This window comes from Plantibacter sp. LMC-P-059a (assembly GCF_030209505.1).
Classification (GTDB): Bacteria; Actinomycetota; Actinomycetes; order Actinomycetales; family Microbacteriaceae; genus Plantibacter.
The window spans coordinates 403,837-427,767 of record NZ_JARVRZ010000004.1; the positions used below are offsets into that span (position 1 = coordinate 403,837).

Genomic DNA, 23,931 nt, shown 5'->3' on the forward strand with positions numbered 1-23,931 from the left:
TAGTGTTTGTCCTCCAAGCGAATTCAGGGGTGGTACGTGGCTGACGATCAACGCCTGCTCGCAGGTCGATACGTCGTCGGCGACCTCATCGGTCGCGGAGGCATGTCCAACGTCTTCCGCGGTGTCGACACCAAGCTCGGGCGCACCGTCGCCATCAAAGTCCTGAAGTCGACACTCGCCACCGACCCCGCCTTCCGGTCCCGCTTCCGCCAGGAGGCACAGGCCGCGTCGCGCATGGCGCACCCCACGATCGTCCGCGTGTACGACGCCGGCGAGGAGCGCGTGAAGGACGGCTCCGGCCACGATCTCATCGAGCCCTTCATTGTCATGGAGTACGTCGAAGGGCGCATGCTCAAGGACCTCATCGCCGAGGGCCCGGTCGCAGCGGACGAGGCGGTCCGGATCGCGCACAGCATCCTCACCGCGCTCGAGTACTCGCATCGCGCCGGCGTCGTCCACCGCGACATCAAGCCGGGCAACGTCATGATCACGACGGCCGGCGACGTCAAGGTCACCGACTTCGGTATCGCCCGCGCCGTCTCCGACTCGTCGACCACCGTCGCGCAGACCACCGCCATCCTCGGCACCGCCGCCTACTTCTCCCCGGAGCAGGCCAAGGGCGAGACGGTCGACGCACGGACCGACCTCTACTCGACCGGTGTCGTCCTCTTCGAGATGCTGACGGGCAAGGCGCCGTTCCGCGGCGACACCGCCGTCGCCGTCGCGTACCAGCACGTCAGCGAGCGACCGGTGAAGCCGAGCTCGATCAACCCGAAGGTGTCTCCCGCCCTCGACCAGGTGGTGCTCCGCGGCCTCGCGAAGGACCGCTTCGAGCGCTATCAGAGCGCGGTCGAGTTCCGCGAGGACCTCGACGAGGCCGGTGCCGGTCATGTCCCCGTCCGTCGCGACGACCACGACTCGCTGTTCGGGCCATCGCCCACGGCCGCCTCGAGCACCGAACAGGCGATCCGCCAGCTCACCTCCGACGACACCGTCACGCGCACCCAGCGCAGGCCACCGGTCGTGTGGATCTGGGCTGCGGTCGCCGGTATCGCGGTCATCCTCTTCTCGCTGGTCTTCTGGGTCGTGCAATTGCCGCCGGCCACGAGCATCTCCACCGACTCCCGCGAGGTCCCCGATCTCGTCGATGCCACGTGGGAGAGCGCCAACAGCACGATCGAACAGCTCGAGCTGGTGCCCACGAAGTTCGACGAGGCCAGCAGCGACTACGAGGCCGGGCACGTGATCCGCACCGATCCGCCGAGCGGCACGACGGTCACGAAGAATACGCAGATCAAGGTCTACGTCTCCACCGGCCGTGTGCAGGTCGAGATCCCGGACGTCACCAACCAGTCGTCCGAGGCCGCCTGGGCCGCCATCGCCGCCGCAGGCCTCACCCAGGGCTCCGTGACGCGCGAGAACTCGCCGACCGTGCCGGCAGGTGTGGTGCTCCGGATGGACCCCGCAGCGGGGACTTCGGTCGATCAGGGTTCCGCGGTGAACCTCGTCGTGTCGAGCGGCAATGTGACGCTGACGGACGTCGTCGGCCAGCCGCTCGTCGATGCGACCAACTACCTGCAGGACTCGACGAGGCAGTTCGTCGTGCAGCCTCAGGCGGACGCGACCTGCAAGGCCGTCGCCGGCGACCCGGTGAAGGCGATGTCGCCCGGCCCAGGAGACGTCCCGCAGAAGTCCGTCATCACCCTGACCTACTGCACCGGCCCGTAGGCCGCCCCGGCACCTGAGCCGCCTGCCCGTCCCTGAGCTGCACCCCCGGCACCTGAGCCGCACTCCGCGGTCCCTGAGCTTGTCGAAGGGTCCGTCCCTCAGCGAACCCCGGCCCCTGAGTCCCGGTCCCTGAGAGAACCCCCGCTCCCTGAACCTGTCGAAGGGCCGCAGCCCGTCAACCGGCCTCAGCCCCTCAGCGAACCCCGGTCCCTGAGCTTGTCGAAGGGCCTCGCTGCATGAGTGGGCTGAGTCCCGCCGCCCGCTGCCTGGCGCCCTGCAGCCCGGCTGTCTCGAGCCAGTTCGCCAGGAGGCGATAGCCTCCCTCGGACAGCACGGACTCCGGGTGGAACTGGACGCCGTGGATGGGCGCCTCGCGGTGCCGGAGGCCCATGATGACGCCGCCGACCGTGCGACTGGTGACCTCGAGGTCGTCGGGGACGGTGTCGTCGACGACGGCGAGGGAGTGGTAGCGAGTGGCGCTGAATGGGTGGGGGACGCCCTCGTAGAGCATGCTGCCGTCGTGTTCGATCGACGAGGTCTGGCCGTGCATGAGTTCCTCAGCAGTGCCGACGGTTGCCCCGAAGGCTTCGGCGATCGCCTGGTGCCCGAGGCACACGCCCAGGAGCGGGGTGCCGGTACTGTAGGCCGCCAGTACGGCGGCGACGGAGATGCCGGCGTCCGAGGGACGTCCTGGTCCAGGTGAGACGAGAACACCGTCCACCTCGCGGATGCGGTCCTCGAGGTCGTCGACGTCGATGCCGTCGTTCCGCACGACGGTGGTCTCAGCGCCCAGTTGCTCGACGTATCCGATCAGCGTGTAGACGAAGCTGTCGTAGTTGTCGATGACCAGGATGCGGGTCATTCCTCGCCGACGGTCACGTTCTGATCGACGATGAACGAGTCCACGTAGGGGAAGACCCAGGTGAAGAGCGCCGCGACCACGGCCACGAACAGCACGACGAGGATGATGATCCTCAGCCACACGGGTCCAGGGAGGACCCTCCAGAGTGCGCCGTACATCGTCAGCCTCCTGCAGCCGCGACGGACGCGGCGATCTCGGCGGGCGGCCCGGCGGACAGCGGCTGCCAGGACTCGTACACCGCGTAAGCGATACTGCGTTCCGCCGTCGAGTAGAGCGGGTTGCAGGTGGTCAGGGTGAGGATGCGCTGCGTGGGCGCGACGCCGTCCAACTGGGGAACCGGGTTCAACACTTCGACCTGGGTGGGCAGGACGTAGGTGATGTTCCGGAACACGTAGGTGTAGTAGCCGTCGGCCGTCTGCACGTAGACCCGGTCGCCGATCTGCAGGTCGCTGATCAGCGTCATCGCGCCACCGTAGGCCTTGCGGTGCCCGGCCACCACGAAGTTGCCGACCTCACCCGGCATCTGCGTGCTGGGGTAGTGGCCGACGCCGAGGTCGAAGCTGTTGAGCACGGTCGCCGTGTCGACGCCCTCGGCGACGACGCGACGGTAGTCCGCTCCGTACCGGGGCACGTAGAGCACGGCGAAGGGATCGCCGGGGGCCGGGCGGGCCGTCACCGGCGGTTCTCCGTAGTTGGGGGTGCCGCTCGCGTCGACGGTCGGCTCCGGAGCGGGCTCCGTCTCGGCGTTCGCGATCCACTGCTGCGACTGACTGGATGCGGCGTTCGCCTGGCTACCGGCCATGATCATGTCGTTCCACCAGAGCTGCCAAGCCAGGAACAGCAGGACGACCATGCCTGCGGTGATGAGGAGCTCTCCCGCGACGCCGAAGACGCTGACGCGGTGCTTCGCCGGGGCGCGGCGCTCTGAGGCTCGTGCGCTCGCTCGCGAGGGAAGGTCGTCTGTCACCCATGGATTCTACCCAGAAGAACCTCCGTTCGGCTGATCCTCAAGGCAGCGATTGAGCCGAACAGGTAGAATGTCGGCATGGCACGCACGAAGGCACGCACTAAACCGTCCCGCGAACCCGAGCAGCGCAGCGGCGAGCCCGCTCCGAACGCCGTCTGGTTCAAGCCGGTCATGTTCGGGTTCATGCTCCTCGGCCTCGCCTGGATCGTCGTCTACTACCTGAGCGGCACGCTGCTGCCGGTGCAGTCCCTCGGGCCGTGGAACATCCTCGTCGGCTTCGGCATCGCCTTCATCGGGTTCCTCATGACCACCAGGTGGCGCTAGCCCCATCCCAACACTTCGTGCACAGCGGGTCGTCCTTCGGACGGCCCGCTGTTTCATGTGCGGAGCGCCCCGGGCGGCCGAGTTCTCCACAGGAATGTGAAGAACTTCCCAGTTATCCACACCGTGCTGTGGAGAACTCCTGAGGCCCCCGGAAACACGGGGAATGACAACCGTGTAATTATCCCCAGTGTTCATAACTCTGTGGATAACTCCCGCAACCTTCAACGTCGGCTGCATGGTTGAGCCTTCACGGGCCTCGCGAACGCGAACGCTACCGGCAGCCCGATCGACGGACGCGGAACGAGTGCGGCCCGGATCGCCGCTGAGGCCAGGCCGCCGAGCCGAACCAGGTCACCGAGCTGGACCCGGTCACCGAGCCGAACCCGGTCACCGAGCCTGTCGAGGTGCGTCAGACCAGCGCGGGGACCAGGCTCGCGCCGACCAGCAGGACACTGACGGCGCCGATGAGGATCACCTGGAGGGGCTGCTGCGCACGCTTTCGGGTATTGACGAGGATGAGGCCGATGAGCGCGCCACCGACGAGACCGCCCAGGTGAGCCTGCCAGGCGATGTTCACGCCCGGGATGAACCCGATCACGAGGTTGATGCCGAGGAGCACCAGGAGTCCGCGGGTGTCCGCCCCCATCCGTCGTTGGATGACGAGGAAGGCGCCGAGCAGGCCGAAGATCGCTCCGGACGCACCGACGACGGGGGTCTGCGGAGCGGAGAGGAACAGGACGCCGAGCGAGCCGGCGAACCCGGCGACGAGGTACAGCGCGAGGAACCGCCAGTGTCCGAGCATGGTCTCGAGGATCCGGCCGAAGATCCAGAGCGTGTACATGTTCAGCAGGATGTGGAAGATGAAGCCCTGCGAGTGCACGAACACCGCGGTGAGCATCCGCCAGGGCTGGAACGCTCCGTAGGCGGGATCCGAGTACACGCCGGCGTACAGCAGAGCGTTCGTGACGCCGAGCCCGGGGATCCATTGCAGGAGGAACACAAACGCCGTGACGGCGATGATCGCATAGGTGACGATCGGGGAGGAGTTGCTGATCTTCGCGCCGATCCGGTTGCGCGGAGCACTCTGGCGTTGCGCCTTCATGTCCTCAGGGCAGATGAAACCGACTGCCCCGGGCGTCTGGCATTCGCCGCAGATCGTCCGACCACAGCGCTGGCAGAGCACGAAGCTCTGACGATCTGGGTGGCGATAGCAGACGTTGGCCGACGGATCCCGGGGCAGGGTCACGGTCTGTCCTCCGAGTCGGGTCTACGCCTCGGAAATGGTGACGCTCTGCAGCACGACCGGCTCGATCGGCTTGTCGCCGGCACCGGTCGGGACCGCCTGGATGGCGTCGACCACGGCGCGGGAGTCGGCGTCGGCGACCTCACCGAAGATGGTGTGCTTACCCTGGAGCCACTGCGTCGGAACGGTGGTGATGAAGAACTGCGAGCCATTGGTGCCTTCGACGGCACCGGTGATCGCGTTGCGGCGCTTGCCGGCGTTCGCCATGGCGAGGATGTAGGGCTCGTCGAAGGTGAGCTCCGGGTGGATCTCGTCGTCGAAGTTGTAGCCCGGGCCGCCGGTGCCGGTCCCGAGCGGGTCGCCGCCCTGGATCATGAAGGCCGGGATGATGCGGTGGAAGATGAGGTCGCTGTACAGCGCGTCGTTCCGGGTCTGACCCGTCTTCGAGTCCGTCCACTCGCGCCCGCCGGTCGCCAGGTCGGTGAAGTTCTTGACCGTCTTGGGAGCGTGGTCTCCGAAGAGGTTGACCTTGATCTCACCGTGGTTGGTGTGCAACGTGGCGACTGCGGTGTGCTTTGACATACAGACAATTCTTGCACAAGGGTTCGGGACTCTCGGATGGTATCCAGGGGTCTAAGTGGCAAGATGGAGGTTACGTTGTTGCCGCGATCATTGGAGATGACCACATGAGCCTGTCACGCAAGCGCCGGAAAGAGCTCAAGAAGCTCAAGGGTTCCGCTGCCGACCTCTGGGACTCCCAGCAGGATGTTCTCAACCACGCCAACGAAGTCGCTCGTGAGGTGAGCCGTCAGCTCGGGAACTTCTCGAAGGAGCAGGTGGCGCCTGTCGTCCGCGACACCTACGAGCACCGCGTCGTCCCCACGGTCGACCGCGGCATCAAGTACTCGCGGAACGCCGTCGACGGCGTGAAGCACGGCATCTCGCACGGCGTCGTCCCCGCTGTCGGTGGCGTCGTCGGTACGGTGCTGAGCATCGGCGACATCGCGAAGGACACGCGCGTGCAGTCGGCGTTGCGTCGCCTCCACGTCCCCGAGCAGGTGCTGCCCGCCAAGAAGGGTGCCGGCGCAGGTACCGTCATCGCGATCGGCCTGGGCGTCCTCGCCGCAGCCGGTGTCGCGTACGCCGTCTGGCAGACGTTCCGTGCCGACGACGAGCTCTGGGTCTCCGACGAGGAGCCCGCGGCTTCCTGAGTTCGCTTCGCACGACGCAGCCCCTCACCGGTTCCGACCGGGGAGGGGCTTCGTGTTGTTCGGGCAGCGTGTGCTGAGGCCGGTTCGCTCAGACGAGGCCGGTTCGCTCAGATGAGGCCGGCGAAGCGTCGACCGACGTCGACGAGGCTGACGCGGTCGAGCGAGCCGACCTCCTCGAGCGGGTACCAGGCGGCGTAGTCGGTGCTGCCGTCGGCCTCGTAGGTCAGGGTGCCGCCGGTGAGGTGCGCCCGGTACACGATCCGCAGGGTGTGGAGCGGCCCGGTGGCCGTCGAGCTGAGGCGACGCTCAGCGGGCACGACCTGTGAGTCGACGCCGATCAGCTCGTCGAGCTCTGCGTGGTACCCCGTCTCCTCGAACACCTCGCGCACGGCCGCGTCTGCTGGGTCTTCACCGGGGTCGATCCCGCCGCCGGGAAGTGTCCAGCCGCTGTGGCCGCTCTCGTTCCAGTGGGAGAGCAGCATGCCCCGTTCGTCGACGATGACGGCATATGCAGCGACGCGGATGTCCATGCCGCCAGCCTAACCGCCGGGCCCTGCGACAACGGAGAACGCCCCCGGCGTCTGCCGAGGGCGTTTCTGGACTGTGGAGCCTGGGAGAATCGAACTCCCGACATCCTGCTTGCAAAGCAGGCGCTCTACCAACTGAGCTAAGGCCCCGAACAGATCCGGATGCGAGATCCTGATCCATCGAGTGTGTTGCGTGTCGTGCAGGGTGGGGCTACCAGGACTTGAACCTGGGACCTCTTCGTTATCAGCGAAGCGCTCTAACCGCCTGAGCTATAGCCCCGTTTTGAACCTTGATGAGACTACCCGATTCCCAGCGCAACGCATAATCGAGCCGCGCTGGGACCGGAGCAAGGTCAGTTGTTGGTGAACCCGACGAGGAGACCACCCGTGATCTTCACGCTGAGGTTGTAGAGCCCGGCGAGCAGAGCACCCATCAGCGTGATGACGATCAGGTTGAGCAGCGCCACGATGCCGGCGAAGGCCATGACCTGCGGCAGGTTGACGTACTGGAGGATGTTGTTCCCGGGGCCGGCGATGTCCGTGAAGAGCCCGCCCACCTTCGTGAAGACACCCGTGGTGTTGAGCACGGTGTACACCAGGAAGAAGAAGACCACGATGACCACGGCGACCGCGATCGCCGCCAGGAACGACAGCTTCACCGCCGACCAGAAGTCGATGTACACCAGCTTGAGGCGCACCTGCTTGGTGCTGGTGCGTTTGGTCGACTTCTTGGCCAACTTCTCTGCGACGCTACTGCTCATCTACTTCTTCCTTCATCGCCGGAGTCTCGTCCGGCACGGATGCTTCGGGTTCTGCACCCTCCAGAGCCGCTGCGTCTGCAACCGTCTCCGGAACATCCTGGGTCTCAAGGTTTCGGTCACTGTTCTTGGCCAGCGCGATGATTCGGTCGCTCTCCGCGAAACGTGCGAAGACGACGCCCATCGTGTCGCGCCCCTTCGCTGGAACTTCGGCCACGGCAGACCTTACCACCTTGCCACTGGCAAGAACCACAAGGACCTCGTCGCCCTCATCCACGATCAGGGCGCCGGCGAGCGTGCCTCGATCGTCGTTCAGCTTGGCCACCTTGATGCCCAGACCACCGCGGTTCTGACCGCGGTACTGGTCGATGTTGGTCCGCTTGGCGAACCCGCCTTCGGTGACGACGAAGACGAACGCCTCCCGTTCCTCACCCTCTAGCGACGGCAGGACCGAGGCGGACAGCAGCTTGTCCTCGTCGCGGAAGTGCATCCCGATGACGCCGCTGGTGGCGCGTCCCATCGGCCGCAGCGTCTCGTCGCTCGCCGTGAAGCGGATCGACATGCCCTTGCGGGAGACGAGCAGGATGTCGCTGTCGTTCTCCACGAGGAGGGCGGAGGTGAGCTCGTCGCCCTCGCGCAGGTTGATCGCGATGATGCCGCCGGAGCGGTTCGTGTCGTACTCCGACAGGGCCGTCTTCTTGACGAGACCGTCGTGCGTCGCGAGGACGAGGTAGGTGGCAGCCTCGTAGTCGCGGATGTCGAGGATCTCCGCGATCTCCTCGTCCGGCTGCATGGCGAGCAGGTTCGCGACGTGCTGGCCCTTCGCGTCGCGGCCGGCCTCCTGCAGCTCGTACGCCTTGGCCCGGTACACACGACCCTTGGTGGTGAAGAAGAGGAGCCAGTGGTGCGTCGTCGTGACGAAGAAATGGTCGACCACGTCGTCCGCGCGCAGCTGGGCACCCTTCACGCCCTTGCCGCCGCGGTGCTGCTGTCGGTAGTTGTCGCTCCGCGTCCGCTTGATGTATCCGCCGCGGGTGACGGTGATGACCATCTCCTCCTCGGGGATGAGGTCTTCCATGTTCATGTCGCCGTCGAAGCCGAACATGATCTCGGTGCGGCGGTCGTCGCCGTACCGGTCGACGATCGCGGTGAGCTCCTCGCTGACGATCTGACGCTGGCGCTCGGGCTTCGCGAGGATGTCCTTGAGGTCGGCGATCTGCGCCTCGATCTCGGCAGCCTCGTCGATGATCTTCTGACGTTCCAGCGCTGCGAGACGACGCAGCTGCATGTCGAGGATGGCGCTCGCCTGGAGTTCGTCGATCTCGAGGAGGTCCATCAGGCCGGTCCGCGCCTCGTCGGCCGACGGCGAGCGACGGATGAGGGCGATGACCTCGTCCAAGGCGTCGAGCGCCTTGAGATAGCCGCGGAGGATGTGCGCGCGCTCCTCCTTCTTCCGCAGACGGAACACCGTGCGGCGGACGATGACCTCGACCTGGTGGGTGACCCAGTTGGTGATGAAGCCGTCGAGCGGCAGCGTACGCGGGATGCCGTCGACGATCGCGAGCATGTTCGCGCCGAAGTTGTCCTGCAACGGCGTGTGCTTGTAGAGGTTGTTGAGGACGACCTTGGCGACAGCGTCGCGCTTGAGCACGATCACGAGTCGCTGGCCGGTGCGGCCGGAGGTCTCGTCGCGGATGTCGGCGACGCCGCCGAGGCGACCCTCCTTGACGAGGTCGGCGATCTTCAGCGCCAGATTGTCGGGGTTCACCTGGTACGGCAACTCGGTGACGACCAGGCAGGTACGACCCTGGATCTCTTCGACGTTGACGACGGCGCGCATCGTGATGGAGCCACGGCCGGTCCGGTAGGCGTCCTGGATACCCTTGATGCCGAGGATCTGGGCGCCGGTCGGGAAGTCCGGTCCCTTGATGCGCTGCATGAGCGCCTCGAGGAGCTCCTCACGGCTGGCGTCGGGGTTCGACAGGTGCCACAGGGCGCCGTCGGCGACCTCGCGCAGGTTGTGCGGCGGGATGTTGGTGGCCATGCCGACCGCGATACCGACGGAACCGTTGACGAGCAGGTTCGGGAACCGCGCCGGCAGGACGACCGGCTCCTGCGATTCGCCGTCGTAGTTCGGCTGGAAGTCGACGGTCTCCTCGTCGATGTCGCGCACCATCTCCATCGCGAGCGGCGCCATCTTCGTCTCGGTGTACCGAGGGGCCGCAGCGCCGTCGTTCCCGGGCGAACCGAAGTTGCCCTGGCCGAGCGCGAGCGGGTAGCGGAGGCTCCACGGCTGGACGAGACGCACCAGGGCGTCGTAGATCGCGGTGTCGCCGTGGGGGTGGAACTGGCCCATGACGTCGCCGACCACGCGAGCACACTTGGAGAAGGAGCGGTCTGGACGGTAGCCGCCGTCGTACATCGCGTAGATGACCCGGCGGTGGACGGGCTTCAGGCCGTCGCGGACGTCCGGGAGCGCACGGCCGACGATGACACTCATCGCGTAGTCGAGGTAGCTGCGCTGCATCTCGAGCTGGAGGTCGACCTGGTCGATGCGGCCGTGTACGCCGTGGTCCTCGTCGGGGACCACTACCTCGTCGTTGGTTTCGTCTGCCATGTGTCTACTGACTCTTTCGATTGCGGAGCTGAACGATCTACGCTCCCCCGAGCGTGTCGAGGGGCTATGTCGGGGCCGGAAGGTCCTCGAGGCTGTCGCACTTCGACAAGCTCAGTGACCGGTGTCGGCCGTTAGATGTCGAGGAAGCGGACGTCTTTCGCGTTCTTCTGGATGAAGGTGCGGCGGGACTCGACGTCTTCACCCATGAGGGTGGAGAAGATCTCGTCGGCAGCCGCGGCGTCGTCGAGCGTGACCTGCAGGAGCGTCCGCGTCTGCGGGTCCATCGTGGTCTCCCACAGCTCCTTGTAGTTCATCTCGCCGAGACCCTTGTAGCGCTGGATCCCGTTCTCCTTCGGGATGCGCTTGCCGGAGGCGACACCGTCGGTGAGGAGAGCGTCGCGCTCGCGATCGCTGTACACGTACTGGTGATCGGCGTTCGACCACTTCAGGCGGTAGAGCGGCGGCTGCGCGAGGTACACGTACCCGAGATCGACCAGTGGTCGCATGTACCGGAACAGCAGCGTCAGCAGCAGGGTGGTGATGTGCTGGCCGTCGACGTCGGCATCGGCCATGAGCACGATCTTGTGGTACCGCACCTTGTCGGGGTTGAAGTCCTCACCGATGCCGGCGCCGAACGCCGTGATCATCGCCTGGACCTCGTTGTTCGCGAGGGCGCGGTCCAGACGCGCCTTCTCGACGTTGAGGATCTTGCCGCGGAGCGGGAGGATCGCCTGCGTCTCGGGGTTGCGACCCTGGACAGCGGATCCGCCTGCGGAGTCACCCTCGACGATGAAGATCTCGGAGAGCGAGGGGTCCTTCGACTGGCAGTCCTTGAGCTTGCCGGGCATGCCGCCGCCCTCGAGGAGTCCCTTGCGACGGGCCGTCTCGCGGGCCTTGCGAGCCGCGAGCCGGGCGGTCGCCGCCTGGAGCGCCTTCCGGATGATCTCCTTCGCCTGGTTCGGGTTGCGGTCGAACCAGTCGTTGAGCTGCTCGCTCACGACCTTCTGCACGAAGGCCTTCGCCTCGGTGTTGCCGAGCTTCGTCTTCGTCTGGCCCTCGAACTGCGGCTCGGACAGCTTGACGGAGATGACCGCGGTGAGACCCTCGCGGACGTCGTCACCGGAGAGGTTGTCGTCCTTCTCCTTGAGGATGCCCTTCTCGCGGGCGTAGCGGTTCACGAGCGTGGTGAGCGCGGCGCGGAACCCCTCCTCGTGCGTCCCACCCTCGTGCGTGTTGATCGTGTTCGCGTAGGTGTGGACGCTCTCGTTGTACGCCGTGGTCCACTGCATCGCGACCTCGAGCGCGATCTTGCGCTCGGTGTTCTCCGACTCGAAGGAGATGATCTCGTCGTGGACGAGCTCGGCACGCTTCGCCTTGTTGAGGTACTCGACGTAGTCCTCGAGACCGCGCTCGTAGAAGAACACGTCCTTCCGCTGCGAGTGCGCAGCCGAGTTGTCGTCGGCGTCCTCGGCCTCGATCGCGTCGCGCAACGGTCGCTCGTCGGCGAGTTCGATGCGGAGCCCCTTGTTGAGGAACGCCATCTGCTGGAAGCGCGTGCGGAGCGTCTCGTAGTCGAACTCGGTGGTCTCGAACGTGTCCGGGCTCGGCCAGAAGGTGATCGTGGTGCCGGTCTCCGAGGAGGGCTCACCCTGCTCGAGCGGTGCATCCGGCACACCGTGCTGGAAGCTCTGGCGCCAGACCGACCCCTGTCGGCGGACCTCGACCGAGAGACGGGTGGAGAGCGCGTTCACGACGGACGACCCGACACCGTGCAGACCACCGGAGACCGCGTAGCCACTGCCGCCGAACTTGCCGCCGGCGTGGAGGATCGTGAGGACGACCTCGACCGTGGACTTCTTCTCGACCGGGTGGATGTCCACCGGGATGCCTCGACCGTTGTCGACGACGCGGACGCCGCCGTCTTCGAGGATGGTCACGAGGATCGTGTCGCAGTAGCCGGCGAGGGCTTCGTCCACGGAGTTGTCGACGATCTCGTAGACCAGGTGGTGCAGACCACGTGGACCGGTGGACCCGATGTACATACCGGGCCGCTTCCGGACGGCTTCGAGACCTTCGAGAACCTGGATGGCACTTGCGCCGTAGTCAGACTCGTCGGCGTGCGTATTCGGTTCTGATGTCATTGAAAAGAGAGCTCCAAACCGTCGAGATTCGACCGTTTCATCCTACCAAACAGAGCTCGTCAGGCCGCGAGAAAACGCCCGTTTGAGACAGGTTTCCGAGCCTGGAGGGCGTATTTGCCTTCCTAGCCGTAAGTATCGCGTGGACCACGCCCTGGAATCGACCTGGGGCCTCTTTTCCAGGAGGGTGCTCCGGGGCCCTGAAAACGGATCGTGTCGACCCCTGCCTCCGGGTACCGTTCGGCGATGCGGACGAGGATCTCGTGACGCATGTGGCGCAACTGGGTCGCCCAGGCCGTCGACTGGCACTGCACGAGCAGCACGCCGTCGGAGATCGACACCGGTTCGGAGTACCTGGCGGTGTCCTCGCCGCACAGCTCCGCCCAGTTGCCGAGGAGGTCGTGTTGCGCGAGCGGCGAGTTCCAGCCGAGTCCGGCCGTCAGCGAATCGATGACCGACCCGAGCCCCTTGGGGTCACGACCGACGCCGTAGGGGACGGAGTCTTGCGGGGTGGCGGCCGATCGTTCGCGCCGTTTGCGGTCGCGCGAGACGCGCTCACCGCCGAAGATCTCCTTGAACCGGAGGTAGACCGCCGCCGACAGCTCGCCGGCCGGATCGGCGTCGCGACCGAGTCGTCTCGGCTCAGTCATGGGTCGACTCCGGAACCGGTGGCTCAGTGGGGAACGAATTCGCATCGTCGGTGTCGTCGACGATCCGACCGGCCTCGATGCGCACCACGTGAGCGGTGAACCGTTCCGGGACATCGTCGAAGACCGCAGCGGTGATGATCACCTGGTCGTACTCGGCGACGGCCGCCGCCAACCGTTCGCGACGACGCGAATCGAGTTCCGCGAAGACGTCGTCGAGGATCAGCACCGGGTCGCCGAGGGATGAGTCCGCACGGAGCAGCTCCGCGGAGGCCAGTTTCGCCGCGAGCGCGAACGACCAGGACTCACCGTGACTGGCATAGCCCTTCACCGGCAGACCGTTGAGGCCGAAGAAGACGTCGTCGCGGTGGGGCCCGACGAGTGTCAGCCCGCGCTCGAGCTCGGCGGAACGACGGTTCGTCAACGCGGCACGGAACCGTTCCGCGATGAGCGCCGAATCGACCGGCGCACCCGGTTCCGGGGTCTCCGTCGGATCCGCCACGGCGGACTCGTCTTCGGCGTCCGTCCCGGAGATGCTGAGGACGGGCAGCAGGACGGGCCGGTGATCGTCGCCGGCGACGGCCCGGTACGCGGCACGGAGCGGGCCGCCGAGCATCGCGATGAGCTGCAGGCGTTCCGCGATGATCTCGGTGCCGTACTGCACGAGTCGGTCGTCCCACAGGTCGAGCGTCGCCAACGGGCCCGATTTCAGGCCCCGCGCCCGCGCGGACTTCAGGAGCGAGTTGCGCTGCTTCAGTGAACGGTCGTAGTCGGCCATGACACCGGCGAGACGCGGGATGCGCTGGACGAGCAGTTGGTCGATGAACCGCCGTCGCGCGGACGGGTCGCCGCGCACGATCAGGAGATCTTCCGGAGCGAACAGGACGGTCGAGACGTAGCGCGGGAGCTCGCGTGGCTTGATCTGCGAGCGGTTGACCTGCGCCCGGTTCGCCGCGCCTCGGTTGAGCTGCACCTCGGCCAGGAGTTCGCGACCGTCGTGCATGATCCGCGCCCTGATGATCGCCGCATCCGCACCGTGCCTGATCAGCGCCTGCTCGGACGAGACCCGGTGCGACCCGAGACTGCTCAGGTAGCCGATCGCCTCGACGAGGTTGGTCTTGCCCTGACCGTTCCGCCCGACGAACAGATTGGGGCCGGGTTCGAGCGCCACATCGACCACCGCGTAGTTGCGGTAGTCGGTGAGATTCAAGTGCCGCACGATCACCACGTCACCCTACCGTCTCGCCCCGACGCCGGCCTCCTGCGAACTCGACGACACCGGCGACACCGCCGACTGAGGAGCGCATGGTGAACGAAAACGACCCTCCCGGCGAGCACACAGCCGCGGGAGGGTCGTTTCGTTCGTCAGGAGGCGACGTGAATCAGTCGTCGGCCTTCTTGACCGCGTGTCCGCCGAACTGGTTCCGGAGGGCTGCGACGGCTTTCATCGCCGGCGAGTCCTCCTGGCGCGAGACGAACCGGGCGAAGATCGACGCGGAGATCGTCGGGACGGGCACCGCGTTGGCGATGGCTTCCTCGATCGTCCAGCGACCCTCACCGGAGTCCTCGACGTACCCTTCGATCTGCTCGAAGTCCGGGTCCTCCTCGAGGGCGCGGACGAGGAGCTCGAGCAGCCAGGACCGCACGACGGTACCGCGCTGCCAGGCCTTGAAGGTGCCCGGGACGTCCTTGATGATGTCCTCGCGCTTGTCGAGGAGCTCGAAGCCCTCGGCGTATGCCTGCATGAGGGCGTACTCGATGCCGTTGTGGACCATCTTGGCGTAGTGGCCGGCGCCGACCTCACCGACGTGGACGAAGCCCTCGTCGCGCGGACCTTCGGGCCGAAGCGCATCGAAGACCGGCATGACCCGCTCGACCTGCTCCTTGGAGCCGCCGACCATGAGGCCGTAACCGTTGTCGACACCCCAGACACCGCCCGAGACGCCGGCATCGATGTAGTCGATGCCCTTGGCGGAGAGCAGCTCGGCGTGCTTGAAGTCGTCGGTGAACCGGCTGTTGCCACCGTCGATGACGAGGTCACCGGCTTCCAGCAGACCGTTGAGTTCCTCGACGACCGAATCGGTGATCGCTCCCGCGGGAACCATCACCCAGACCGTGCGAGGTGCCGGGAGTGCAGCGACGAGGTCGCTGATCGTCGCGACGTCCGTGACATCCGGGTTCCGGTCGAAACCGGTGACCTCGATGCCGTTCGCACGCAGGCGCGTGCGCATGTTGTTGCCCATCTTGCCGAGACCGACGAGACCGATGTGCATGGTAAATCCTTTGCGTGTCAGCGCAGCAGCAGGTTCGGCTGCAGCAGGTACTTGTAGCTGTCGGCACCCGGCTGATCCTTGGAGGATTGGCTCGTGATGAGCATGGGTCCCGGCTTGTTCGTGTTCTCCGTCTTGGTGAACGAGAAGCGCACATACTCGCTCCGGACCGCGGTCAGACCGTCGATCAGGAACTGCGGCTTCAGGGAGAGCACGATGTCGTCGCCGGTGAGGAGGGCGTCGATGCCTTCCGATGCCTGCGCCTGCTCGGATCCGACGGCCTCGAGCGTGAGCCCGTCGATGGTGAAGGTGAAGCGGAGGGCCGCTTCGCGCTCGAGGACCAGCGACATGCGTCGGGTCGCCTCGATGAGTTCCGCGGTGTTGATGATCGCGTAGTTGTCCGTCGTCTCGGGGAAGAGTCGCTTGACCGGCGGGAAGTTGCCCTTGATCAGGAGCGAGGTGACCGTCTTGCGGTCGGCCCGGAACGCGATGAGCTCGCGATCGTCGCGGTTCGTGATCGCGACGTTGATGTTGCCGCTGTGCCCGAAGGTCTTGCCGACCTCCTGCAGGGTGCGGGCGGGCACGAGCGCCGTGACCGTCTCGCTGGATCCGTCGCCCTGACCGGAGTCCCAGTCGATCTCGCGGACCGCGACCCGGTATCGGTCGGTGGCGACGAGGCTGAGGCTCGTCTTCGAGACCTCCAGCTGCACGCCGGTGATGACCGGGGTGACGTCGTCGCGGCTCGCCGCGACGGCGACCTGGCTGACTGCGGTGGCGAACTCGTCGGCGGGGACCAGTCCGAATTCGGCATCGACCTGCGGGATGGTCGGGTACTCCTCGACGGGCATCGAACCGAGCGTGAACCGTGCGGAACCGCAGGTGACCTCGATGCGGTTCTCGACCTTGCTGAAGCGGACCGGCGCATTGGGGAGTCGGCTGGCGATCTCGGAGAGCAGCCGGCCGTTGACGAGCGCGGTACCGGACTCCTCGACCTCGGCTGCGATGCCGGTCTGGCTCGAGACCTCGTAGTCGAACGAGGACAGAATGAGACCGTCGTCGCCGGCTTCGATGAGGATGCCGTTGAGGATCGGCAGCGTCGGGCGCTGCGGGAGCAGCTTCACTGCGAACGAGACGGCTTCGCTGAATACATCCCGGTTGACGCTGAATCGCACGACAAGTCCCCTGTCTCTGGTTCTCGATGACGTCACCAATGCTAGTGGGTCGGCCTCCGGCGTCGAGTGGCGTCGCGGCTGTGGAGAAGCGAGCCTGGGGAAAGGTTGTTTGGCGGAGAGATCATTGAATTAACGGTTAACAGTCTTAACCGGTGTGGAAACTGTGGATAAGTCGCTCGAACCCGCTTGAACACAGGGAACTACATGTGTGTAACTTGGTGGTGGCCTGTGGAGAGAGCGCAGCGGGTGTGTGGGAGTCGATCGCCGGTGAATGATGTTCACTCACAAGGCGGTCCGATGCTTCCACATCTCTCCACAGGTTATCCACAGGGCTGGGACGGCGGAATGTGGACAGATCCGAGGTCGGTCCGGGCGGTGGAGTCCTGCTCGTCGACGCCTGATGAACGAAAACGGCCCCTCGAGCCCGTCATGGGTGTCGAGAGGCCGGAAACGTTCATCAGGACGCGTCAGGACGGGTGCGGGATTCAGGAGCCGTAGCGGAGGTTCTGCTTGATGCGGCTCGTGAGCTCGGTGACCTGGTTGTAGATCGAGCGCTTCTCCTGCATGAGGTCCGTGATCTTCCGGTTGGCGTACATGACCGTGGTGTGGTCGCGGTTGCCGAACAGCTGGCCGATCTTGGGCAGGGACAGGTTGGTCAGCTCACGGCACAGGTACATCGCGATCTGCCGTGCCGTCGCGACGGCCTGCGAGCGACTCGAGCCGTACAGGTCGTCGACCGAGAGCTTGAAGTAGTCCGCGGTCGTGTTGATGATGTCGATGGGCGAGATGACGTTGTCGTCGTCGAGGCTGATGACGTCCTTGAGGACCGTCTGGGCCAGCGTCATGTCGACCGCCGTCCGGTTCAGGCTTGCGAAGGCGACAACCCGGATGAGGGTGCCCTCGAGCTCGCGGATGTTGCTCGACACCTTCGTCGCGATGAACTCGAGCACCTCGTCCGGGATGTGGAGCTTCTCGTTCTGCGCCTTCTTGCGCAGGATGGCGATCCGTGTCTCGAGGTCGGGTGCCTGGACGTCGGTGATGAGGCCCCACTCGAAGCGCGAACGCATGCGCTCCTCGAAGCCGGTCAGCGCCTTCGGCGGCAGGTCGCTCGTGATGACGACCTGCTTGTTGTGGTCGTGCAGGGTGTTGAAGGTGTGGAAGAACGCCTCTTGCGTCTCCGCCTTGCCCTGGAGGAACTGGATGTCGTCGATCAGGAGGATGTCGATGTCCCGGTACCGCGACTGGAAGAAGGACCCGCGGTTGTTCGCGATCGAGTTGATGAAGTCGTTCGTGAACTCCTCGCTCGAGACGTACCGTACGCGGATACCGGCGTAGAGGTTCATCGCGTAGTGGCCGATGGCGTGGAGGAGGTGCGTCTTGCCGAGGCCGGAGTCGCCGTAGACGAACAGCGGGTTGTAGGCCTTCGCCGGAGCTTCGGCCACCGCGACGGCGGCCGCGTGCGCGAACCGGTTGGACTGACCGATGACGAAGTTGTCGAAGCTGTACTTCGGGTTGAGACGGGTGTCGTTCTCCCGCGCCGGCAGCGTCGGCGTCGGCGTCAGCTGCGGCTGGGGAGACTCCAACGGCGCCGGGTCGATGTGCTGGAAGCCGGCCTGCTCGTACCGCTCCTCGACGATGTCGGGGTTGACGACGATCGCGTAGTTGCTGACGGGGCCGCCTTCGACGATCGAACCGAGGGCGGCGAGGATGGGCGCGCGCATGCGCTGGTTCAACATCCCCATCGTGAACTCGTTCGGGACCTCGAGGTAGAACGTGCCGCCCATGATGCCCTTGGGCACGATGAGGTTCAGGAACCCTCGCAGCGGAGGGGTGATGCGGTCGTCGACGGAGAGGATCCCGAGCACCGTTTGCCAGGTCTCAGCGATCGCATCGTCGGCGTCCGACATAGTTCTCCCCACACATACTCACAGGTTCATCCACAGGCTCTCCCCTGAGTATGCGGGGCCGAACACGGTGCTATCCACACGCTGTGCATAACCCGGGGACTCACGCTAACAACACGTCGCCCCAGGCCCAAATCACTGTACGGCGGGCCTGCGTGTCACTGCTACAATTTCTGGGAATCCTGTGGATAATCAGTCGTTTGGCCGCACCTGGTTTGACCTTCGACCGTCGACCCCGTAGTTTGAATCAGTTGACTTCTGCCCACGGGCACCCTTCCGTACCCTGCTGCCACCTGTGCAGTGGTTGGTCATGATCCGGAGATCGTAATTATGAGCAAGAGAACCTTCCAGCCGAACAACCGCCGTCGCGCCAAGAAGCACGGCTTCCGTCTGCGCATGCGCACGCGTGCCGGCCGTGGCATCCTGTCGGCTCGTCGCGCCAAGGGCCGCACCGAACTCTCCGCGTAGAGCCGTCGTGCTCGAGCGTGGGAGCCGGATCACGTCCGGCGACGACTACCGAGGGGTAGTCCGTCGCGGATCCCGGTTCGTCGGCGAGCACACGGTCACCTACGTACGTATGAACCCGAAGGGCGGACAGCCGCGCTTCGGGTTCATCGTTGCGAAAACGGTCGGAAACGCAGTGACACGCAATCTCGTCAGACGGCGCCTCAAGGCCATTTGCCACGACAGCGTCGATTCCGCTGCCCGCGGGAGCGACGTCGTGATCCGCGCGTTGCCGTCGGCCGCGACCGCGCCGTTCGCCGCGCTCCACGACGAGCTCGACCGCGCGTTCGCCAAACGAGGCGTCACCCCGATCCCGACGGATGCACGCTGATGAACGGTGTTCTCGCTGCTGCCTGCCTCGCGCCCCGCAATGCCGCGGTGCTGGCGCTTCGCGGGTATCGTGCCACCGTGTCGCCGCTCTACGGTGATGTCTGCCGGTATTACCCCAGCTGCTCCGCATACGCTCTGGGAGCGGTGCAACAGCACGGCGTCGTCGTCGGCGCAGGCCTGGCTGCAGCGCGGATCGCGCGCTGCCACCCGTGGGCGGCACCGCGCTTCGACGAGGTCCCTCCCAAGAAGAACTTCCGCTACAGCGTCACGCCTCACGGATTTGTAGTGCAACCGAGCCACGGAAAGGGCTGACCCGCACCTATGGACATCATCGGCACAATTCTCTGGCCGCTCAAGTGGGCGGTCGAGCTGCTTCTCGTGGGTTGGCACCTGCTGTGGACGGCCGTCGGACTCGACCCGGCAGCCGGCCTGACCTGGGTCCTCTCGATCGTCGGCCTCGTCCTCGTCGTCCGTGCGGCGCTCATCCCCCTGTTCATCAAGCAGATCAAGAGCCAGCGCAAGATGCTCGAGATCGCGCCGCAGATGAAGAAGGTGCAGGAGAAGTACAAGGGCAAGCGCGACCAGGCCAGCCGCGAGGCCATGTCCCGCGAGACCATGGAGCTGTACAAGAAGCACGGCACCTCCCCCGTCAGCGGATGTCTGCCCCTCCTGGTCCAGATGCCCATCTTCTTCGCCTTGTTCTCCGTGCTGAACGACGCCCAGAAGAGCAAGGCAGGCGTCGGTCCCCTGAATGAGACGCTCGCCGTGCAGTTCGGCGACGCGAACCTTTTCGGTATCGCCCCCCTGCACACCAGCATGCAGGCCGCGCTGGCCGGCAACCCGGTCAACTGGGCCGTCGTCATCATCGCCGCGGTCATGGTCATCCTGATGTGCGCCTCGCAGTTCATCACCCAGCTGCAGATCGTCTCGAAGAACATGTCCGCCGAGACGAAGGCCAGCCCGCAGTTCAAGCAGCAGCGCATCCTCCTCTACATCCTCCCGTTCGTCTTCCTGTTCTCCGGTTTCGCGTTCCCGCTCGGTGTCATGTTCTACTGGCTGACCTCCAACGCGTGGACGATGGTGCAGCAGTTCCTCGTCATCCGGAACATGCCGACGCCCGGATCCGACGCGGCGAAGGCCCGCGAGGAGCGCCTCGCCCGCAAGGGCAAGCTGATGACGCCGAACGGTGACGTCATCTCGATCTCCGAGGCCCCCGTGCCGGAGAAGAAGGTCCCGGCTCAGCGCCAGCAGCCCATGGGCAAGGCGCGCGCCAAGAAGCAGCAGTCCGACGGACGAGACAAGTAGGAGTATCGGTGACTGACCAGGAACTGGCCGTAGCCCAGGACGAAGAAGCCCCCACGATCAGCCAGCTCGAAGAAGAGGGCGACGTCGCGGCGGACTACATCGAGGAGTTCCTCGACATCTGCGACATCGACGGTGACATCGACATCGATGCCCGGAACGGTCGTGCGTACGTGTCGATCGACTCCCCCACCGAGAGCAACCTGCGTCTCCTGTCGCGCCCCGACACCGTGAACGCGTTGCAGGAGCTGACGCGTCTCGCTGTGCAGAACCGCACGGGCGGGTTCTCGCGTCTCATCCTCGACATCGGTGGGTCCCGCGAGGCTCGTCAGCAGGAGCTCGGTGCTCTCGTCGAGCGGGCTGTCGAGCGTATCGAAGCCGGATCGACCGAGGCGGCACTTCCCCCCATGTCGAGCTACGAGCGCAAGCTGGTGCACGACATCGTCTCCGCTCGTGGGTTCGTGTCCGAATCGCACGGCGAGGGACGCGATCGCCACACGGTCATCACGCGCGGCTGACGCGCGCGTTTCACGTGAAACTGCGATGACTGACGCACAAGACGCTGCTGTCCTCGAGCCGGAGCCGGCCGAGGCTGCCCAACTGTTCGGTGAGCAGATCGAGGTCGGTCGCTCGTTCGCTATGAATCTGGCGACGCACGGTGAACCCCTCGGGCTCATCGGGCCGTTGGAGCTCCCTCGGTTGTGGACGCGACACATCCTGAACAGCGCGATCGTCGCGCCGTTGCTTCGTCCCGGACGAGTCGGCGATGTCGGCACGGGCGCCGGGCTTCCCGGATTGGTCCTGGCGATCGCACGACCTGATGTCGACTTCGTCCTCATCGAGCCGATGGAGCGTCGCGTCGCCTGGTTGAACGATCAGGTGCGGGAGCTCGGGTTGCGGAACGTCGAGGTCGTGCGGGCGAGAGCGGAAGAGGTCCGACTCGCGGAGCAGCTCGATCAGGTGACAGCTCGCGCGGTCAGCGCGCTCCGCAAGTTGTTGCCGCTCACCGCTCCCCTGCTTCGCGACGGTGGCGAGCTCGTGCTGATGAAGGGTGCCGGCGCGCAAGCCGAGGTCGATGCGTCGACGAAGGAGCTGCGCAAGTACAAGGTGTCTGGCGTCGAGGTACGCACGCTCGGCGAGGGCGTGCTCGCCGAGCCGACGCGAGTCATTCTGGGCACCGTTCGCGGCTGAGTTGTGATTCGGCATGGTGCCGAGTGTTCCGCCGGTGCCTCTGATCTCGGCGATCAAGCCGATCCGCACCCGCCAAGAGAATCCTTCCTGACGAACTCGGCCGAGCTGAGGCCCCCTCATAGCGTGCCGGAGTTCGTCAGGAGCGATTCTCCGGTCATATTGGGCATCGATTTCGGCCGATTCGCCGGCTAAAGACGCTCCGTTTGGCGTGGATTTGGTGCTCGGGGTGCTGATATGAAGCATTTCACCGACTATCGGTGCGCAAGCTTGGATATGCCGGCATAGGTCACCCAGCCGCTGGGCTTGGCGCGACGACATGATCCGCGCGCCAACGTTGTACCGGGAGTACCGAGAGCCTCCCCGCTCGTTGATGGCCATCCGGGTTCCAGTTCATGCGTGCGGCGAGCTGCTGGAGCTTCACGTCGGCCCTTCGTGCGAGTGTGCTCATCCAGCGAGTCCTCCTGGTCGTATGAACGAGCGCTGGTCCCCGCGTCCACCAATTGGTGGGCGGGTCGGGCCCACTCCCCCGGAGGCTGTCGCGTGGCTGCGAACCTCGTCAGCACGGGGGTTCGCCTGGACCGGCGAGGTGGAGAGAGCTGATCTTCAACGGCGTAGCAGTCGATGGAGGCGGCTGGCCGTCGGTGCGGTGCGCGCCGGGCTCCGTGGAATCCGCGGTGCTGCCACGGATGATGATGTCGGTGGTGCGGCAATCCACGCGATCGGACCGATTCGGCGAGGGCAAGCTGCGTCGGTGGTGCGTATTGCGGCCCGGCTGCGGACGGACCACACCACGGATGCTGCGAGCTTCAGCGCAGCGCTCGGTCGCTGGGCGGGCCCGGGTTGCATCACGTGAGCCGCGTCCGTGAGTGGGACTTGGGATGCCTGTATGCGGCTAGCCATGTCTGAGTGCGTGCCCGCTAGAGCCTGACACGTCGGCTCCCTCCCGCATGTCCACACGGAGGAGTCTGCCGAGGGAGCCTGGCGAGAAGGGTGTTCGCTGCTCCGTTGTATGCCGTAGCCATCTGGCCCGATGCGATGAGCAACCGTATTGCGGCCTGTTTTACGTGAAACGCCGGCTGAAGACGCCATCGCGCGTCCTTCTACTGAAGGCGGAGCAGCGATGTACCCCCTGCGGTGTTTCACGTGGAACGGTGGGTATGGTCGCATCCTGTCGTCTGCCGCGAGAGGCGTCTGTCGCCGAGTATACGGCTGATCCGGTGAAGAGAGCTTGCCTGACGCTGGTCGGTGCGGCTTCGCCTCCGATTCCGGCGAGGCGCTGTGATTGGATCGCGACGCGGCTGGACGTTGTCGCCGAATCCCGGCTCTGTCCTCGGTCCCGCTGGGGTGCTCAATACGGATGACGGCCGGTTCTACCGATCCGGGGATGGACCCACTCCCCCGTTCAGCCCGAATGCGGCTCGGTGAAGTATGCGGAACCAGATGCGGGGCCCTCCCTTGCCCGCATCACAACGATTTGGTGAAGAACTGAGCTCGATGTTTCACGTGAAACACCACGCTCGATCCACAGGATGCCGACGCAGCTGCGCCGACACCGTCGGTCCATTGGTTGTGTTCCATCACGCGTGGACATCGATGCAGGACAACTCCCGTGCGACGCGGTGCACAGGCAGGAGGGCCCATCCCGCCGAGGTCATCCAGCGTGGCTCAGAGCCGTAACGGGTGTCGGTGCATGATGAACGCGAGTGGCGGATGTCTGGCGAGCGGGAGTTGCGGTCAATCCGCGAACCGGACTTCGCAAGTTGCGGACCCATACATCATCGTTGCCCGGGTTGGGCATACAAGGAGTGTTCCACGTGAAACAATCGTGTGGTGATCCGGGCAGCGTACTTCGCACGGTTCTGGTCGGACCATGCAGGCGCTGCTCCTTCCCGTCGTGTCTCAGCTGTGGTGCGGCGTCACTGATGGGGAGTTGGCCGGCATTGCTCTGCACAGGGCGCGCCCGACGCGTAGGCAGTCCACTGGCGCTGCGGCAGTCTCGCGGTTCCGTCTCAGCTGGTCTGACTGTGCGATGTTCCACGTGAAACAGTGGCGCAGAACGCACGCATGACGCTCGGCGGTTCAGCGCACATTCTCGCGCCTCTCGTCTGTGGATAACTCTGTGGACAGTTCGAGGTCGTCGCCACAACTCATCGGTCGTCCCCTCCCCTTTCGGAGCGAACGCCGGGGCACGGCTGGGCGACGCAGGTAGCCTGCACGCGTGGGCTGTCCGGTATCC

At 65.6% G+C, this 23,931-nt stretch carries 23 protein-coding genes and 2 tRNA genes; 9 read left to right on the forward strand and 16 right to left on the reverse strand.

The genetic code is table 11. The annotated features are described in order from the left end of the window. Positions 1-36: 36 nt before the first annotated feature. Entirely contained in the window at positions 37-1,728 is a 1,692-nt protein-coding gene (gene pknB / locus QRN27_RS11475) for a Stk1 family PASTA domain-containing Ser/Thr kinase (protein ID WP_056010187.1), read from the forward strand. A 193-nt stretch (positions 1,729-1,921) separates the two neighbouring features. On the opposite strand, the gene QRN27_RS11480 is transcribed toward pknB, so the two are convergent. From QRN27_RS11480 to QRN27_RS11490, 3 genes are read right to left on the reverse strand one after another with little or no spacing between them, the layout of a single operon-like run. Next, the gene (locus tag QRN27_RS11480) at positions 1,922-2,590 is read right to left on the reverse strand and encodes an anthranilate synthase component II (RefSeq protein ID WP_285042354.1); all 669 of its coding nucleotides are present in this window, start codon (positions 2,588-2,590) and stop codon (positions 1,922-1,924) included. Continuing rightward, positions 2,587-2,748 carry a hypothetical protein gene (locus QRN27_RS11485; protein WP_285042355.1) on the reverse strand — a complete coding sequence of 54 codons (162 nt, stop codon included), beginning with the start codon at positions 2,746-2,748 and terminating at the stop codon, positions 2,587-2,589. Before QRN27_RS11485 ends, QRN27_RS11480 begins: the two co-directional genes overlap by 4 nt. Positions 2,749-2,750: 2 nt before the next feature. Next, positions 2,751-3,557 (reverse strand): class E sortase, encoded by an 807-nt coding sequence (locus tag QRN27_RS11490; RefSeq protein ID WP_157579941.1) that lies wholly within the window; start codon positions 3,555-3,557, stop codon positions 2,751-2,753. 78 nt (positions 3,558-3,635) lie between these two features. Between QRN27_RS11490 and QRN27_RS11495 the strand changes: the two genes are divergently transcribed. Next, on the forward strand, positions 3,636-3,881 hold the full coding sequence (locus tag QRN27_RS11495) for a cell division protein CrgA (protein WP_056010191.1): 246 nt from the start codon (positions 3,636-3,638) through the stop codon (positions 3,879-3,881). A gap of 409 nt (positions 3,882-4,290) precedes the next feature. Here QRN27_RS11495 and QRN27_RS11500 read toward each other — a convergent pair whose 3' ends face one another. Both QRN27_RS11500 and QRN27_RS11505 read right to left on the reverse strand, forming a co-directional pair. After that, positions 4,291-4,983: a rhomboid family intramembrane serine protease gene (locus QRN27_RS11500; protein WP_285042356.1), complete on the reverse strand. Its 693-nt coding sequence runs from the start codon at positions 4,981-4,983 to the stop codon at positions 4,291-4,293. Between the two features lie 165 nt (positions 4,984-5,148). Continuing rightward, on the reverse strand, positions 5,149-5,706 hold the full coding sequence (locus tag QRN27_RS11505) for a peptidylprolyl isomerase (protein ID WP_056010195.1): 558 nt from the start codon (positions 5,704-5,706) through the stop codon (positions 5,149-5,151). 104 nt (positions 5,707-5,810) lie between these two features. Here QRN27_RS11505 and QRN27_RS11510 point away from each other — a divergent pair, with 104 nt between their 5' ends. Continuing rightward, entirely contained in the window at positions 5,811-6,335 is a 525-nt protein-coding gene (locus QRN27_RS11510; protein WP_056010197.1) for a hypothetical protein, read from the forward strand. 107 nt (positions 6,336-6,442) lie between these two features. On the opposite strand, the gene QRN27_RS11515 is transcribed toward QRN27_RS11510, so the two are convergent. The 11 genes from QRN27_RS11515 to dnaA form a co-directional block, all read right to left on the reverse strand. Further along, positions 6,443-6,865 carry an NUDIX hydrolase gene (locus QRN27_RS11515; protein WP_056010199.1) on the reverse strand — a complete coding sequence of 141 codons (423 nt, stop codon included), beginning with the start codon at positions 6,863-6,865 and terminating at the stop codon, positions 6,443-6,445. A gap of 74 nt (positions 6,866-6,939) precedes the next feature. Continuing rightward, positions 6,940-7,012, reverse strand: a tRNA-Ala gene (locus QRN27_RS11520). 56 nt (positions 7,013-7,068) lie between these two features. Next, a tRNA-Ile gene (locus tag QRN27_RS11525) sits at positions 7,069-7,142 on the reverse strand. A gap of 73 nt (positions 7,143-7,215) precedes the next feature. Beyond that, complete coding sequence (locus QRN27_RS11530; RefSeq protein WP_056010202.1) at positions 7,216-7,623, reverse strand: DUF3566 domain-containing protein; 408 nt, start codon at positions 7,621-7,623, stop codon at positions 7,216-7,218. Next, complete coding sequence (gene gyrA / locus QRN27_RS11535; protein ID WP_056010204.1) at positions 7,613-10,237, reverse strand: DNA gyrase subunit A; 2,625 nt, start codon at positions 10,235-10,237, stop codon at positions 7,613-7,615. The genes QRN27_RS11530 and gyrA overlap by 11 nt, the downstream gene beginning before the upstream one ends. 131 nt (positions 10,238-10,368) lie before the next feature. Further along, on the reverse strand, positions 10,369-12,378 hold the full coding sequence (gene gyrB, locus QRN27_RS11540; RefSeq protein WP_056010206.1) for a DNA topoisomerase (ATP-hydrolyzing) subunit B: 2,010 nt from the start codon (positions 12,376-12,378) through the stop codon (positions 10,369-10,371). A gap of 122 nt (positions 12,379-12,500) precedes the next feature. After that, positions 12,501-13,025 carry a DciA family protein gene (locus QRN27_RS11545; RefSeq protein ID WP_194668421.1) on the reverse strand — a complete coding sequence of 175 codons (525 nt, stop codon included), beginning with the start codon at positions 13,023-13,025 and terminating at the stop codon, positions 12,501-12,503. Then, positions 13,018-14,247, reverse strand: coding sequence for a DNA replication/repair protein RecF (gene recF / locus QRN27_RS11550; RefSeq protein WP_285042357.1), 1,230 nt, complete (start codon positions 14,245-14,247; stop codon positions 13,018-13,020). The genes QRN27_RS11545 and recF overlap by 8 nt, the downstream gene beginning before the upstream one ends. A gap of 157 nt (positions 14,248-14,404) precedes the next feature. Then, positions 14,405-15,295, reverse strand: a complete 891-nt coding sequence (gnd, locus tag QRN27_RS11555; protein WP_056010210.1) for a phosphogluconate dehydrogenase (NAD(+)-dependent, decarboxylating) — start codon at positions 15,293-15,295, stop codon at positions 14,405-14,407. Between the two features lie 17 nt (positions 15,296-15,312). Beyond that, positions 15,313-16,464 carry a DNA polymerase III subunit beta gene (gene dnaN / locus QRN27_RS11560; protein ID WP_056010213.1) on the reverse strand — a complete coding sequence of 384 codons (1,152 nt, stop codon included), beginning with the start codon at positions 16,462-16,464 and terminating at the stop codon, positions 15,313-15,315. 485 nt (positions 16,465-16,949) lie between these two features. Beyond that, positions 16,950-18,371 (reverse strand): chromosomal replication initiator protein DnaA, encoded by a 1,422-nt coding sequence (gene dnaA / locus QRN27_RS11565; RefSeq protein ID WP_194668419.1) that lies wholly within the window; start codon positions 18,369-18,371, stop codon positions 16,950-16,952. Between the two features lie 327 nt (positions 18,372-18,698). On the opposite strand from dnaA, the gene rpmH reads away from it, so the two are divergent. The 6 genes from rpmH to rsmG are packed head-to-tail and all read left to right on the forward strand — an operon-like array spanning position 18,699 to position 21,695. Continuing rightward, complete coding sequence (rpmH, locus tag QRN27_RS11570) at positions 18,699-18,836, forward strand: 50S ribosomal protein L34 (protein ID WP_056010217.1); 138 nt, start codon at positions 18,699-18,701, stop codon at positions 18,834-18,836. A 7-nt stretch (positions 18,837-18,843) separates the two neighbouring features. Continuing rightward, on the forward strand, positions 18,844-19,203 hold the full coding sequence (rnpA, locus tag QRN27_RS11575) for a ribonuclease P protein component (protein WP_285042358.1): 360 nt from the start codon (positions 18,844-18,846) through the stop codon (positions 19,201-19,203). Beyond that, positions 19,203-19,514, forward strand: a complete 312-nt coding sequence (yidD, locus tag QRN27_RS11580; protein ID WP_082456005.1) for a membrane protein insertion efficiency factor YidD — start codon at positions 19,203-19,205, stop codon at positions 19,512-19,514. Before rnpA ends, yidD begins: the two co-directional genes overlap by 1 nt. A 9-nt stretch (positions 19,515-19,523) precedes the next feature. Then, positions 19,524-20,507 (forward strand): membrane protein insertase YidC, encoded by a 984-nt coding sequence (yidC, locus tag QRN27_RS11585; protein ID WP_194668417.1) that lies wholly within the window; start codon positions 19,524-19,526, stop codon positions 20,505-20,507. Positions 20,508-20,515: 8 nt separating this feature from the next. Next, the gene (locus QRN27_RS11590) at positions 20,516-21,022 is read left to right on the forward strand and encodes a Jag family protein (protein WP_194668416.1); all 507 of its coding nucleotides are present in this window, start codon (positions 20,516-20,518) and stop codon (positions 21,020-21,022) included. Between the two features lie 25 nt (positions 21,023-21,047). Continuing rightward, on the forward strand, positions 21,048-21,695 hold the full coding sequence (rsmG, locus tag QRN27_RS11595) for a 16S rRNA (guanine(527)-N(7))-methyltransferase RsmG (protein ID WP_285042359.1): 648 nt from the start codon (positions 21,048-21,050) through the stop codon (positions 21,693-21,695). Positions 21,696-23,931 lie beyond the last annotated feature (2,236 nt).

Coding starts and splice junctions, on each gene's coding strand:
- yidD (WP_082456005.1), top strand. CDS start 19,203: ATGAACGGTGTTCTCGCTGCTGCCTGCCTCGCGCCCCGCAATGCCGCG.
- rsmG (WP_285042359.1), top strand. CDS start 21,048: ATGACTGACGCACAAGACGCTGCTGTCCTCGAGCCGGAGCCGGCCGAG.
- dnaA (WP_194668419.1), bottom strand. CDS start 18,371: ATGTCGGACGCCGACGATGCGATCGCTGAGACCTGGCAAACGGTGCTC.
- QRN27_RS11510 (WP_056010197.1), top strand. CDS start 5,811: ATGAGCCTGTCACGCAAGCGCCGGAAAGAGCTCAAGAAGCTCAAGGGT.
- QRN27_RS11480 (WP_285042354.1), bottom strand. CDS start 2,590: ATGACCCGCATCCTGGTCATCGACAACTACGACAGCTTCGTCTACACG.
- QRN27_RS11505 (WP_056010195.1), bottom strand. CDS start 5,706: ATGTCAAAGCACACCGCAGTCGCCACGTTGCACACCAACCACGGTGAG.
- QRN27_RS11500 (WP_285042356.1), bottom strand. CDS start 4,983: ATGAAGGCGCAACGCCAGAGTGCTCCGCGCAACCGGATCGGCGCGAAG.
- QRN27_RS11530 (WP_056010202.1), bottom strand. CDS start 7,623: ATGAGCAGTAGCGTCGCAGAGAAGTTGGCCAAGAAGTCGACCAAACGC.
- QRN27_RS11485 (WP_285042355.1), bottom strand. CDS start 2,748: ATGTACGGCGCACTCTGGAGGGTCCTCCCTGGACCCGTGTGGCTGAGG.
- QRN27_RS11515 (WP_056010199.1), bottom strand. CDS start 6,865: ATGGACATCCGCGTCGCTGCATATGCCGTCATCGTCGACGAACGGGGC.
- gyrA (WP_056010204.1), bottom strand. CDS start 10,237: ATGGCAGACGAAACCAACGACGAGGTAGTGGTCCCCGACGAGGACCAC.
- QRN27_RS11495 (WP_056010191.1), top strand. CDS start 3,636: ATGGCACGCACGAAGGCACGCACTAAACCGTCCCGCGAACCCGAGCAG.
- yidC (WP_194668417.1), top strand. CDS start 19,524: ATGGACATCATCGGCACAATTCTCTGGCCGCTCAAGTGGGCGGTCGAG.
- rpmH (WP_056010217.1), top strand. CDS start 18,699: ATGAGCAAGAGAACCTTCCAGCCGAACAACCGCCGTCGCGCCAAGAAG.
- gnd (WP_056010210.1), bottom strand. CDS start 15,295: ATGCACATCGGTCTCGTCGGTCTCGGCAAGATGGGCAACAACATGCGC.
- QRN27_RS11545 (WP_194668421.1), bottom strand. CDS start 13,025: ATGACTGAGCCGAGACGACTCGGTCGCGACGCCGATCCGGCCGGCGAG.
- gyrB (WP_056010206.1), bottom strand. CDS start 12,378: ATGACATCAGAACCGAATACGCACGCCGACGAGTCTGACTACGGCGCA.